The sequence below is a fragment of the Azospirillum brasilense genome (assembly GCF_005222205.1).
GTDB lineage: Bacteria > Pseudomonadota > Alphaproteobacteria > Azospirillales > Azospirillaceae > Azospirillum > Azospirillum brasilense_G.
In genome coordinates this window covers 461,417-474,253 of the sequence record NZ_CP032348.1, presented here as the reverse complement: position 1 = coordinate 474,253, position 12,837 = coordinate 461,417, and the positions used below count along the sequence as shown (strand labels likewise).

Annotated in this window: 14 protein-coding genes; 12 read left to right on the top strand and 2 right to left on the bottom strand. The window is 70.0% G+C overall.

The window, feature by feature from the left end; translation table 11 throughout:
* Positions 1-44: 44 nt before the first annotated feature.
* Positions 45-941: an HpcH/HpaI aldolase/citrate lyase family protein gene (locus D3869_RS28100; protein WP_137142976.1), complete on the bottom strand. Its 897-nt coding sequence runs from the start codon at positions 939-941 to the stop codon at positions 45-47.
* Between the two features lie 135 nt (positions 942-1,076).
* On the opposite strand from D3869_RS28100, the gene D3869_RS28095 reads away from it, so the two are divergent.
* The 10 genes from D3869_RS28095 to D3869_RS28050 all read left to right on the top strand — a co-directional run bounded on the left by D3869_RS28095 (position 1,077) and on the right by D3869_RS28050 (position 10,836).
* On the top strand, positions 1,077-1,574 hold the full coding sequence (locus D3869_RS28095; RefSeq protein WP_014200021.1) for a MaoC family dehydratase: 498 nt from the start codon (positions 1,077-1,079) through the stop codon (positions 1,572-1,574).
* A 67-nt stretch (positions 1,575-1,641) separates the two neighbouring features.
* A complete protein-coding gene (locus D3869_RS28090) occupies positions 1,642-3,048 on the top strand; it encodes an MmgE/PrpD family protein (RefSeq protein WP_137142975.1) in 1,407 nt (468 codons plus the stop codon).
* A 23-nt stretch (positions 3,049-3,071) separates the two neighbouring features.
* Positions 3,072-4,250, top strand: a complete 1,179-nt coding sequence (locus D3869_RS28085) for an acyl-CoA dehydrogenase family protein (protein ID WP_199230202.1) — start codon at positions 3,072-3,074, stop codon at positions 4,248-4,250.
* 157 nt (positions 4,251-4,407) lie between these two features.
* Positions 4,408-5,613 carry a CaiB/BaiF CoA transferase family protein gene (locus D3869_RS28080; RefSeq protein ID WP_137142974.1) on the top strand — a complete coding sequence of 402 codons (1,206 nt, stop codon included), beginning with the start codon at positions 4,408-4,410 and terminating at the stop codon, positions 5,611-5,613.
* Positions 5,610-6,374: a GntR family transcriptional regulator gene (locus D3869_RS28075; protein WP_014200018.1), complete on the top strand. Its 765-nt coding sequence runs from the start codon at positions 5,610-5,612 to the stop codon at positions 6,372-6,374. The genes D3869_RS28080 and D3869_RS28075 overlap by 4 nt, the downstream gene beginning before the upstream one ends.
* 75 nt (positions 6,375-6,449) lie before the next feature.
* The gene (locus D3869_RS28070) at positions 6,450-6,659 is read left to right on the top strand and encodes a hypothetical protein (RefSeq protein WP_137142973.1); all 210 of its coding nucleotides are present in this window, start codon (positions 6,450-6,452) and stop codon (positions 6,657-6,659) included.
* A complete protein-coding gene (locus tag D3869_RS28065; RefSeq protein WP_137142972.1) occupies positions 6,656-8,044 on the top strand; it encodes an amidase in 1,389 nt (462 codons plus the stop codon). Before D3869_RS28070 ends, D3869_RS28065 begins: the two co-directional genes overlap by 4 nt.
* 14 nt (positions 8,045-8,058) lie before the next feature.
* Positions 8,059-8,670 (top strand): TRAP transporter small permease, encoded by a 612-nt coding sequence (locus tag D3869_RS28060; protein WP_137142971.1) that lies wholly within the window; start codon positions 8,059-8,061, stop codon positions 8,668-8,670.
* A 29-nt stretch (positions 8,671-8,699) separates the two neighbouring features.
* On the top strand, positions 8,700-9,971 hold the full coding sequence (locus D3869_RS28055; RefSeq protein WP_137142970.1) for a TRAP transporter large permease: 1,272 nt from the start codon (positions 8,700-8,702) through the stop codon (positions 9,969-9,971).
* Between the two features lie 85 nt (positions 9,972-10,056).
* Complete coding sequence (locus D3869_RS28050; protein WP_137142969.1) at positions 10,057-10,836, top strand: GntR family transcriptional regulator; 780 nt, start codon at positions 10,057-10,059, stop codon at positions 10,834-10,836.
* Positions 10,837-10,843: 7 nt separating this feature from the next.
* On the opposite strand, the gene D3869_RS28045 is transcribed toward D3869_RS28050, so the two are convergent.
* A complete protein-coding gene (locus tag D3869_RS28045) occupies positions 10,844-11,179 on the bottom strand; it encodes an ArsR/SmtB family transcription factor (protein WP_137142968.1) in 336 nt (111 codons plus the stop codon).
* A 125-nt stretch (positions 11,180-11,304) separates the two neighbouring features.
* Between D3869_RS28045 and arsC the strand changes: the two genes are divergently transcribed.
* Positions 11,305-11,757 (top strand): arsenate reductase (glutaredoxin), encoded by a 453-nt coding sequence (arsC, locus tag D3869_RS28040; RefSeq protein ID WP_137142967.1) that lies wholly within the window; start codon positions 11,305-11,307, stop codon positions 11,755-11,757.
* A 38-nt stretch (positions 11,758-11,795) separates the two neighbouring features.
* Positions 11,796-12,833: an ACR3 family arsenite efflux transporter gene (gene arsB / locus D3869_RS28035; RefSeq protein ID WP_137143148.1), complete on the top strand. Its 1,038-nt coding sequence runs from the start codon at positions 11,796-11,798 to the stop codon at positions 12,831-12,833.
* Positions 12,834-12,837 lie beyond the last annotated feature (4 nt).

Below are 12,837 nucleotides of genomic sequence, written 5' to 3'. Positions count from 1 at the left end.
ACAAGTGGCGGTGGCGCGGCGCGCGTGAACGGTCGATTCCTGGCCTACAGCATTCCGGCGCGGCGGGCCAATGCCAGGATTCGATGGGACCCCAGCACCAGGGGGCGTTCGACCAGCTTGCCGTCCAGCACGCAGACCCCGCCGCCCGCGGCCTCGAAGGCGGCCAGGACCCGTCCGGCGCGGAGAACCGCCTCCGGCGACGGGGTGTAGGCGTCGTGGATGGCGGTGATCTGCTTGGGGTGGATGGCTGAGCGCGCGGTGAAGCCGTGGAGGACGCTGCGCGCCAGCTCCCGCCGGTAGCCCTCCTCGTCGTCCAGCGCGATCCACGGCATGTCCAGCGCGTCCAGCCCGAATCGGGCAGCGGCGTGCACGATGCGGGTGCGGGCCTGGACCAGCGGCTCCCAGGACAGCGGCACGCGCAGTTCCGCCGACAGGTCGGCCCCGCCGAACATCAGGAAGGACAGGCGGGGGGAGGCCGCGGCGATCGCCATAACGTTCTCCAGCCCGTCGGCGCTCTCGATCAGCGCGCCGAGCGCGCCGGGGAGATTGCGCTCGTCGAGAAGTCCGGCAGCCAGCCGGACATCCTCGGCCCCATCCACCTTCGGCAGCAGGATTCCCGCCCAGCGCGGCGCCGCGCCGTCCGGCAGATCCGTCAGGGCGAGGATGTCGAGCAGGCCGGTGCGGCTGCGCAGCGAATTGGTTCGAACGAAAACCGCCGGCCCGCCCGCGCCGTCGTGTTCCCGCAGGAAGGCGCAGACGGCGGCGCGGGCGCTGTCCTTGTCGCCGGGGGCCACCGCGTCCTCCAGATCGATGATGACCGCGTCGGCGCCGGCCCCCAGGGCCTTGCCGAAACGGTCGGGACGGGCACCGGGAACGAACAGGTAGGAGCGGCGGGCCGGCGATTCCGGCGCCGTTGCTGGGGCTTGCGGGTTGTTGGGCATGAAAACGCTTTCCAAGGGTGAGGTGGCGTGTTATTTGTACGTACAACATGCTATCACACGCGCTGAACATGTCACCTTGAAATGATCGGCGCCCCGCACTCACCCCTCCGATCCGCAGACAAGAGACGCCCGCCCATGCCCGATGTTCAGGAACCGCGGACCATCGTCGCCGACCTTGGCCGCTACCTTGAGGATTTCACCGTCGGCGATGTCTACGAGCACCGCCCCGGCCGGACCATCACCGAAGCGGACAACATCCAGTTCAGCCTGCTGACGATGAACCGCCACCCCATGCACTGCGACCACGCCTTCGCCGAGAAGTCGGAGTTCGGCAAACCGCTGGTCAACAGCGGGCTGACGCTGGCCATGGTTCTGGGCATGACGGTGGACGACGTCTCCTACAAGTCGGTCGCCAACCTGGGCTGGAAGGAGATCAAGTTGGTCGCCCCGGTCTTCCCCGGCGATACGATCTACGCGCGCTCCAAGGTGCTGGACGTGCGCGAATCCAAGAAGCGCCCGACCCAGGGCATCGTGACCACCTACACCGAGGGCTACAAGGCCGACGGCACGGTCTTCCTGACCTTCGAACGGGCCAGCCTCGTCCCCAAGCGGGGCCACGGCATCGGCGACTGATCCGGAGCGACTGATCCGGACAATCCCAGACGAACAGATAGCCCGAGAAGAACAAGAGGGAGGAACCATGCCCGCCACCGATCCGACCATGGAATCCATCGCCGCCACGCTGGCGGCCTTCGTCGCCGACACCCCCGACGACGCCATCCCGGCGGAGGTCCGCACCCGCGCGCCGCACCACATGCTGGACGCCGTGGGCATCGCGCTCGCCTCGACGCGCTACGACTTCGCCCACAAGACGCTGACCGCGCTGCGCGGGCTGGCGGGGGAGGGGCCGGTGCCGGTGATCGGCATGCCCGCGGCGCTGCCCGCCCGCGACGCGGCGACGGTCAACGGGCTGCTCTGCCACGGCCTCGACTACGACGACACCCACATCGGCGGCGTCATCCACCCGACCGCCAGCGTGATGCCCGCCGTGCTGTCGGCGGCGGCGATGACCGGGGCGGACGGCCGTTCCGTGGTCAGCGCCTATGTGCTGGGCGTCGAGGTGGCGGCCCGGCTCGGCGCGGTGGCGCGCGGCGGCTTCCACCAGGTGGGCTTCCACCCGACGGGCATGATCGGCGTGTTCGGCTGCGCGCTGGCCGCCGGCCGGCTGCTCGGCCTGACCCGCGCGCAGCTCGCCGCCGCCCAGGGCATCGCCCTGTCGATGGCGAGCGGCAGCCTGGAGTTCCTGGAGGACGGCGCCTGGAACAAGCGCCTGCATCCCGGCTGGGCGGCGGCGGCGGGCATCACCGCGGCGGCGCTGGCCCGCGAGGGCTTCACCGGCGTCACCCGCCCCTACGAGGGCCGCTTCGGCCTGTTCAACGCCTATCTCGGCAAGGAGGCCGGTCGCGCGGAACTCGGCATCGCCACCGCCGGCCTCGGCGAGACGTGGGAGCTGATGGCGACGGCGATCAAGCCCTACCCGGCCTGCCACTTCACCCACGCCTGCGTCGACGCCGCCCTGGAGCTGCGCCGCGACGGCCTCGACACCGCGCGCATCCGCCGCATCGAGGCGCTGGTGCCCGAGCAGGTGGTCAAGACCGTCTGCGAGCCGGAGGCCAACAAGAAGCGGCCGTCCAACTCCTACGACGCGCAGTTCAGCGTGCCCTTCCTGGTCGCCGCAGCGCTGGTGCGCGGGCGCCTGACCCTGGCGGAGCTGGAGAATGACGCGCTGGGCGACGCGGCGATCCTCGACATCGCGTCGAAGGTGTCCTACCGCCACGATCCGGACTCGCCCTTCCCCAAGGCCTATTCGGGCGAGCTGGTCATCACGCTCGACGACGGGCGGGAGCTGCGCCACCGCGAGCACATCAACCGCGGCGCCGCCGACCGCCCGCTGTCCAACGCCGAGATCGTGGACAAGTACCGCGGCAACGCCGCCATGACCGTGAACGAGACCGCCGCGGCGCGCATCGCCGACGCCGTCCTCGGCCTCGACGCCAGCCCGCGCGCGGCGGACTCGCTGTCCGTCCTGTCGCCGTCCGTCCGCTGACCATCCATTCCGGGAAACACGCCATGAGCGACACCACCACCAGCATGACCGACGCGGAACGCGACGAGCAGGAGCGCCTGATCCTCGACAGCGTGGACCGCTTCCTCGACCGCCATGTCCGGCCGGTCGCCCTGAAGCTGGAGCATGACGACGCCTACCCCGACGAGATCGTCGAGCGGATGAAGGAGCTGGGCCTGTTCGGGGCGACGATCCCCGAGGAATACGGCGGGCTCGGTCTGCGCCCCTCCACCTACGCCAAGATGATCGAGCGCATCTCGTCGGTGTGGATGTCGCTGTCCGGCATCATCAACTCGCACCTCATCATGGCCTTCATCGTCACCAAGACCGGGACGGAGGAGCAGAAGGCCGCCTTCCTGCCGCGCTTCGCCACCGGCGAGCTGCGCGGTGGCCTCGCTCTGACGGAGCCGGACTGCGGCACCGACCTGCAGGCCATCCGCACGGTGGCCAAGCGCGACGGCGACGATTACGTCATCAACGGCTCGAAGACCTGGATCACCAACGGCATCCAGGGAAGCTGCTTCGCCCTGCTGGTCAAGACCGACCCGACGGCACAGCCCCGCCACAAGGGCATGACGATGTTCCTGGCCGAGAAGGGGCCGGGCTTCAAGGTCAGCCGCAAGCTGGAGAAGCTGGGCTACAAGGGCATCGATTCCGCCGAGCTGGTCTTCGAGGACTACCGCGTCCCGGCCGACCGGCTGATCGGCGGGGTCGAGGGCCGCGGCATGGCCTGCGCCATCTCCGGCCTGGAGCTGGGCCGGGTCAACGTGGCGGCGCGCGGCGTCGGCGTCGCCCAGGCGGCGCTGGACGAATCCGTGAAGTACAGCCAGCAGCGCAAGACCTTCGGCAAGCCGATCCACGAGCATCAGGCCGTGGCGATGAAGCTGGCCGACATGGCGACCCGCGTCTCCGCGGCGCGGCTTCTCGTGCAGCAGGCGGCCAAGGCGCTCGACCGCGGCGAGCGCTGCGACTACGAGGCCGGCATGGCCAAGCTCTTCGCCTCCGAAGCGGCGGTGGAGAACTCCCTGGACGCCATGCGCATCCATGGCGGCTACGGCTACTCCAAGGAGTTCGTGGTCGAGCGGCTCTACCGCGACGCCCCCCTGCTGTGCATCGGCGAGGGCACCAACGAGATCCAGCGCATCATCATCGCCAAGCGGCTGATCGAGCAGAATCCGGTGTGAGGATGGGTGGTCGCGACGGGCCCCCACCCTAACCCTCCCCCGCTGACGCAGGGGAGGGGACTTCTCTCCTCCCCGTGCGCAGCGGGGGGAGGCCGGGAGGGGGGCAAGTGCAACCACTCCCCACACACCCCGCACACCCCCATCAGGGAGACACCGCGTGCTACCCCTCGAAGGCGTCACCGTCATCGCCGTGGAGCAATACGGCGCCGGCCCGTTCGGCACCATGCTGCTGGCCGATCTCGGGGCCGAAGTCATCAAGGTCGAGAATCCCGCCGAAGGCGGCGAGGTCGGCCGGCATGTCGGCCCCCATTTCTTCGGCCCCGGCAACAGCCACTTCTACCAGTCCTTCAACCGCAACAAGCGCAGCATCACCCTCAACCTGAAGCACCCCGAGGGCATGGCGGTGCTGCACGAGCTGGTGCGCCACGCCGACGCCGTGCTGGACAACCTGCGCGGCGACCTGCCGGACAAGCTGGGCCTGACCTACGAGCATCTGAAGGCGGTCAACCCCAAGATCGTCTGCGCCCACCTGTCCGCCTACGGGCGCACGGGGCCGCGGCGGGCCTGGCCGGGCTACGACTATCTGATGCAGGCGGAGGCCGGCTACCTGTCGGTGACCGGCGAGCCGGACGGGCCGCCCGCCCGCTTCGGCATGTCGGTGGTCGACATGATGACCGGCCTGATGACCGCCTTCGGCCTCGTCTCCGGCGTGGTCGGGGCGCGGGCCAGCGGCAAGGGTTCGGACGTGGACGTCAGCCTGTTCGACACGGCGCTGCACAACATGACCTACCTCGCCACCTGGTACCTCAACGGCGGCCACAACCAGGGGCGGGAGCCGCGCTCCGCGCACCCCTCCCTGACCCCGTCGCAGCTCTACCGGACGCGCGACGGCTGGCTGTTCGTCATGTGCAACAAGGAAAAGTTCTGGCCGGTCTTCTGCGACAAGATCGGCAAGCCGGAATGGGGGGACGACCCGCGCTTCCGCAGCTTCAAGGACCGGCTGGCCAACCGCGAGCTGCTCACCGTCCTGCTGGACGAGGTGCTCGGCCAGCGCGACACGGCGGAGTGGGTGGAGATCCTCGGCGGCGCCGTTCCCGCCGCCCCGGTCCTCGACATTGCCCAATCGCTGGAGAACCCCTTCGTCAGCGAGAGCGACCGGGTGGCCGACTTCTCCTACCCGGACGGGTCGGCCCCAGACGGAACGGGTAAGGTGCGGATGCTGACCGGACCGGTGCGCATCGGCGGCGAGCGCCTTCCCACCCGCCCCGCCCCGGCGCTGGGCGCCGACACCGAGGACGTGCTGGGCCGCATCGGCATCGGGCCGGAGCGCATCGCCGCCCTGCGCGAGCAGGGGGCGCTGTGAAAGCCGCCGTTCGCCCGGCCTCCGTCCGCCCGTCCGCCGCGGAGGGGCCGCGCTTCCAGGAGATCCTGGACGCGCTGCGCGCCGACATCTCGGACGGGCGGGTCGGGGTCGGCGAACGGCTGCCGACCGAGCAGGAGCTGTGCCTGCGCTTTTCCGCCAGCCGCTACACGGTGCGGGAGGCGCTGCGCCGGCTCCAGGATCTCGGCCTGATCGCGCGCCGTCAGGGCTCGGGGTCGGTGGTGACCGCCGCCCGCCCCGACGGGCGGTTCCACAACACGCTGTCCAGCCTTGCGGAGATCGGGCAGTACGCCTCCTCCACCCGGCTGGAGGTGCTGGCGGTGGAGAAGATCCTGGTGGAGGGGCGGACGGCGGAGCTTCTGCGCTCGCAGCCGGACACGCCCTGGGTCCGGGTGGTGGCGCTGCGCCGCCAGCCGGGGGAGCGGACCCCGCTCTGCTACACCGAGGTGTTCCTGCCCGCCGCCTTCGACGACGTGGCCCAGGCCATCGGCACCTTTCCGGTCGCCGTCTACGCGGTGCTGGAAAGCCGCTACGGCCTGCGCATCGAGGAGGTCGTGCAGTCGATCGAGGCCACCTCGGCCGACGCCAATCTCGCGTCCCGCCTGTCGGTGGAGGTCGGCACCCCGATCCTGGTGGTGATCCGCCATTATCTGGACGCCGAAGGAAACGCGCTGGAGGTGGCGGTCAGCAGCCACGCGGCCGGACGATACCGTTATGAAATGACGCTGCAACGATCCGGGTAACGGGGCACCGAAGCCCCTGCCTGCGGTGAACGGCCGGAAGAGCCGCGCGGGACAGCACCGGAAGGGAGGGAAGGAATGACGGAGAACTCCATCGGGGACGCCGCCTCTTGCGCGCGGACCCTGGCCAGGATTCAGGGGGTGGCCCTGGACGATACCGACGCCGCCCTGTGCGGGCGCCTGCTGGCCGCCGTGCCGGGCATCCTGGCGGCGGCGCATCCCGGCGGCCCGCTGTTCGACGTGCCGCTGGGCGCCCATGCCGCGCTCATCGCCGGGGAGCGGGCATGACCGATCCCACATCGCTGACCCTGACGGAGGCCGCAAGGGCGGTCCGCGACGGCGCGCTGCGGGCGGAGGCCCTGGCCGACGCCTGCCTAGACCGCATCGCCCGGCTGAACCCGACGCTCAACGCCTTCCTGTCGGTCGAGCCGGAGGAGGCGCTGGCCGCCGCCCGCACCGCAGATGCGGAGGCCCGCGCCGGACGGCCGCGCGGGGCGCTGCACGGCGTGCCGCTGGCCCACAAGGACATGTTCTACCGCGCCGGCAAGCGCTGCACCTGCGGTTCCCCGACGATCCGCGGCGGCTTCCACCCGGAGCGGACGGCCACGGTGCTGGAGCGGCTGGACGCGGCGGGAGCGGTGACCCTCGGCACGCTGCACATGGCGGAATTCGCCATGGGGCCGACCGGGCACAACGCCCATCTCGGTCGCTGCCGCAACCCCTGGGACCCCGACCGCATCACCGGCGGTTCCTCCTCCGGCTCCGGGGCGGCGGTGGCGGGGCGGCTGGCCTTCGGCTCGCTGGGCTCGGACACCGGCGGGTCGGTGCGGCTTCCGGCGGCGCTGTGCGGCGTGGTCGGGCTGAAGCCGACGCAGGGGGCGACGCCGATGGACGGCGTGATGCCGCTGTCGGAAAGCCTGGACTGTGTCGGCCCGCTGGCCCGCAGCGCGGAGGACGCGGCGACGCTGTTCTCGGTGATCACCGGGCGGACGGACGCCGTGGACGGCATCGGCCAGGGAGTCGAAGGGTTGCGGCTGGGCATCCCGCGTCAATTCTACTACGACGGCCTGGACCCTGCCGTTGCCGCCGCGCTGGAGCGGGCGCGGGCGGTGCTGGAGCGCGCCGGCGCCCGCGTCGTCGACGTGGACATCCCCGACCACGCGCCCTACGGCGACCTCGCCAACCTCGTCTTCACGCCGGAGGCGGCGGCCGTCCACGCGCCCTGGCTGCGCGAGCGCCCGCAGGACTACGGCCCGCAGGTCCGCGCGCGGCTTCTGCAGGGGCTGATGGTGCCGGCGGCCTCCTACCTCCAGGCGAAGCAGCTTCGCGCGCTTCATCTCCGGGCGATGATCGACGGCCCCTTCGCCCATTGCGACGCGCTGTTCGTCCCAGCCCTGCGCAGCCGCGTTCCGACCGCCGCCCAGACCGACGTGGGGGCCGGGCCGGCGATGGCCGCGGTGGTCGCCGGGGTGGCGGCGCTGACTCGCCCGGTCTCCTACCTCGGCCTGCCGGCGCTCGTCACGCCCGCCGGCTTCGATCCGGACGGCATGCCCATCGCCCTGCAGCTCATCGGCCGCCCGCGGTCGGAAGCCACGCTGCTGCGCATCGCCGACGCCTACGAGCGCGCCACCGGCTGGCTGAGCCGCGTCCCCCAGACTCAGGTCTTCTCGTGAAGGGAGTTCCACCCATGCCGGGAACCGATACATTGACGTCCGCGGCGACTTCCGCGGCCCCGCACACCCAGGCGACGTCGCCCGCGGCGGAAGCCGCCTCGTCGCCGGGCCGCGGCCTGCCGGGCTGGTGGAGCTTCATTGAGGACCGCATCCTCCTGAACGTCGCCACGATCCTGATGATGGCGGCCATCGGCTTCATGTTCTACGAGGCGTCCAGCCGCTCCCTCCTGTCGGAAAGCCACTGGTGGGCGGAGGAACTGGTCCGCTTCCTGGTGGTGTGGAGCGTGCTCCTGTCGCTGGGCGTCGGCACGCGGCACGGCCATTACATCCGCATGGACCTGCTGCTGAACATGATGCCGCACCGGGTGCGGATGGCCTTCGCCTGGCTGAACAGCCTGATCGGGCTGGCCTTCAGCGTGCTTCTGGTGATCGCCGGATTCCAGGAGGTCGCGCATCTCCAGGCCATCGGCATGTTCACGGAGTCCAATCTCGACCTGCCGCTGTGGACGGTCCGGCTTGTGCTGCCGCTGGGCGGGGTGCTCTACGGCTTCGCCTTTGTCGGCAACATCATCCTGCTGCTGCGCGGCCACGACCCCGATCCGCCCGTCGAGGGCGAGAATCTCTGAACGACGGCTGAAAAAGCGGAGGAAACACCATGACCACCATCGTCGCCGTCGTCAGCCTGCTGTTCTTCGTGGCCGCGGGCGTTCACATCGCTCTGGCGCTGGGCGTCATCGCGGTCGGCCTGCTGACCTTCAACTTCAACATCCCGGTCGTCCTGGTCGCGCAGATGGCTTGGGATTCCGTGGACAAGTACGCGCTGGTCTGCATCCCGTTCTTCATCTTCGCCGGCAACCTGATGTCCCGCGGCAACCTCGCGCTGGTCATCCTGGAGCTGGTCGGGACGATCATCCGCTACTTCCGCGGCGGCATCGCCCTGGCTCTGGCCATGTCCAGCGTGTTCTTCGCGGCGGTCAACGGCTCGTCGGTGGCCTGCGCCGTGGCGCTCGGCCCGGCGGCGGTGAAGCTGATGCCGAACGAGGGCTACCCGCCCCGCTTCGCCGCGTCGCTGGTGGCGGTCTGCGGCACGCTCGGGCTGATGATCCCGCCGTCGCTGACCTTCATCCTGATCGGCTCCATCGTTGGCCTGCCGATCACCGACCTGTTCATCGCCGGCATCGTGCCCGGCCTGTTCGAGGCGTTCCTGCTTGGCCTCACCACGCTGATCGTCAGCCGGCTCAAGGGCTACGGTCATGTCGGCGAGCGTCCGGACTGGAAGGGCTTCGGCCAACGCCTGCCGGGTGCCGCCGGGGCGCTGATGATGCCGGTGCTCATCATCGGCACGATCTACATGGGCTGGTTCACCCCGACCGAGGTGTCGGCGCTGGCCGCCATCTACGCGGTGGTGCTGGTGACGCTGGTCTACCGCACCGCCAATCTCGCCGCGGTGTGGGAAACGGCGCGGGAGTCGGTTCTCCAGACCGTGATGATCTACGGCGTGCTGCTCGGCTCCGGCCTGCTGACCGCGGTGCTGACCCGCCTCGGCCTGTCCGCCGAGCTGACCGCGATGCTGAAGGAGGCGCAGGTCTCCCCCTTCGAATTCCTGCTGGCGGTCAACCTGCTGCTGCTCGTCATCGGCATGTTCCTGGACGGCGTGTCGATGATCGTGCTGCTGGCGCCAATCCTGTTCCCGATGGCGCAGGCGGTGGGGGTGAACCCGATCCACTTCGCCGTGATCATGACCGCGCTGGTGGAGGTGGCGACCCTGACGCCGCCGGTCGGCCTGAACCTGTTCGTGATGAGCCGTATCACCAAGATGCCGCTCCATTCCATCGTGCGGGGCGTGCTGCCCTTCTATGGGATGCGGGTGGTCGCGCTGGTCGTCATCAACGCTTTCCCGGTCCTGTCGCTGGTCCTGCTGACGTAAGCGGACGGTCCCACGCGGATCATCCTCGTACGCCGGTTGCATCGGCGCCCCGCCTCGTCCATCTTCCGGCATCATGAGGGATGCGATGTCGGAAGAAGCGGACAGCCTGAAGGAAACCAGCGGCACGGACGGCGCGGCGGAGCGGGGGGAGACCCCGCTCTACCAGGAGATCGTCCGCAGCCTGCTGGAGGAGATCGACGCCGGAGCCTACGCCGTCGGCGACCGCCTGCCGACCGAGCAGGAGCTGTGCAGCCGCTTCGCCGTCAGCCGCCACACGGTGCGCGAGGCGCTGCGCCGGCTTCAGGAGATGGGCTACATCCTGCGCCGCCAGGGATCGGGTTCGGTCCTGGCGGCGCGCCGCGCCGACGGGCGTTTCGTCAATTCCATCAGCTCCCTGGACGAGCTGGTGCAGTACGCCACCTCGACCCGGCTGGAAATCCTCTCGGTGGACCGCATCATCGTGGAGGAGGAGCTGGCCGGGCGGCTGGGCTGCCGCCCGGACACGCAGTGGTTCCGCGTCAGCGCGCTGCGCCGTACCCGCGAGACGTCGGAGCCCTTCTCCTACGTCGAGGTCTACATCGACGCCGCCTTCTCCGACGTGGTGCGCAACCTGGAGGTGGTGCAGTACGCCATCTACACGGTGCTGGAGCAGCGCTACGGCGTCCGCATCGCCGAGGTGATGCAGGACATCGAGGCCGCCCCGGCCAGCCTGAACGTCGCCTCGCGCCTGCATGTGCCGCCGCAGTCGCCGATCCTCGTCATCACCCGGCGCTATTTCACCGACGACGGGCGTCTTGTCGAGATCGCCGTCAACACCCATCCGGGCGCCGGTTTCCGCTACACCATGTCGCTGCAGCGTCGCTGACCGCGCCTCAGTCGCCTTCGGGCGCGCAGCCGCCGGGACGCGGCTGGCAGAGGTCCGCGTTCCCCTGGCAGCAATTCTCGGTCAGGAAGCCGAGCAGCGCCTGGAAGCGCCCGACATCGACGCTGTAGATGATCAGCCGGCCCTGGCGGCGGGACGCGACGAGACCGGCGTTGCTCAATTGCGAGAGGTGGAACGACAGGGTCGCCGGGGCGAGGCCCAGCCGTTCCGCCAGCACGCCCGCCGGAAGCCCGTCCGGCCCCTGCTGCACCAGTTCCCGGAACGCGGCCAGCCGGTGTTCCTGCGCCAGCGCTCCCAGCCCGGCGATGACATCCTTGACGTTCATGGCGCGCAGCCTATCGGACGGGCACCCCGGCAGCAAGCGCGCCGCCGGTCACCCATAAATCTACTATTCCATATTTTGAAAAATATGGAAATATGGGGGTCCCAACGGCCCTGTCGGACATCCCCATGACAGCCATCACCATCTACCACAACCCCGATTGCGGCACCTCGCGCAACACGCTGGCCATGATCCGCAACAGCGGTGTCGAGCCGGTCGTCGTCGAGTATCTGAAGACGCCGCCGAGCCGCCAGGACCTCGCCGATCTCATCCAACGCATGGGCGTGCCGGTGCGCGCCGTTCTGCGCGAGAAGGGCACACCCTACGCGGAACTTGGCCTCGACGACCCGGCGCTCGATGACGACCGGATTCTCGACGCCATGATCGCCCATCCCATCCTCATCAACCGGCCGATCGTGGTGACGCCGCTCGGCGTGCGGCTGTGCCGCCCGTCCGAATTGGTCCTGGACATCCTTCCCGACCGGCAGCGCGGCGCCTTCGCCAAGGAGGACGGCGAGGCGGTGGTGGACGGCGCCGGACAGCGCATCGGCCAGGTCCGCCGGGAGGATGGCCCGGCATGACCGCTGACGTTCATCGGGAGCCGGCTCCCCGTCCGGCGATGGGCCTGTTCGAGCGCTACCTCAGCGTCTGGGTGGTCCTGTGCATCGTCGCGGGGATCGCCCTCGGCTCCGTGGCGCCGGGTCTGTTCCGGGCGATCGCGGCGGCGGAGCTGGCCCAGGTCAATCTGCCGGTGGCGGTGCTGATCTGGCTGATGATCGTGCCGATGCTGCTGAAGATCGACCTCGGCGCGCTGGGCCGGGTGAAGGAGCATTGGCGCGGCGTCGGCGTGACGCTGTTCATCAACTGGGCGGTCAAGCCCTTCTCCATGGCGCTTCTGGGCAGCCTCTTCATCGGCCATCTGTTCGCACCGCTGCTGCCGCAGGACCAGATTCCCTCCTACATCGCCGGGCTGATCCTGCTGGCCGCCGCACCCTGCACGGCCATGGTCTTCGTCTGGTCCAACCTGTGCGAGGGGGAGCCGCACTACACGCTGAGCCAGGTGGCGCTGAACGACCTCATCATGGTCTTCGCCTTCGCGCCGCTGGTCGGCCTGCTGCTCGGCGTCGCCTCGATCACCGTGCCGTGGGCCACGCTGCTGCTGTCGGTGCTGCTCTACATCGTCATCCCCGTGGCGGCGGCCCAGCTGTGGCGGCGCGGCCTGCTGGCGTCGGGCGGGGAGGGGGCGCTGACGCGGACGCTGGGCGTGCTTCAGCCGCTGTCGCTTCTCGCCTTGCTGACCACGCTGGTCCTGCTGTTCGGTTTTCAGGGGGAGGCGATCCTGGCGCAGCCGCTGGTCATTCTGCTGCTGGCCGTGCCGATCCTGATCCAGGTCTATCTCAACGCGGGGCTGGCCTACTGGCTGTCACGCCGGTTCGGCGTGGCCTGGTGCGTGGCCGCCCCGGCGGCGCTGATCGGGGCGTCTAACTTCTTCGAGCTGGCGGTGGCTGCCGCCATCAGCCTGTTCGGGCTGGGGTCCGGCGCCGCGCTGGCCACCGTGGTCGGCGTGCTGGTCGAAGTGCCGGTGATGCTGTCGGTGGTCCGCATCGTGAAGGGGACCCGCGGCTGGTACGAGCGCGGCGCCGCCGGACAGGGGTGATGCG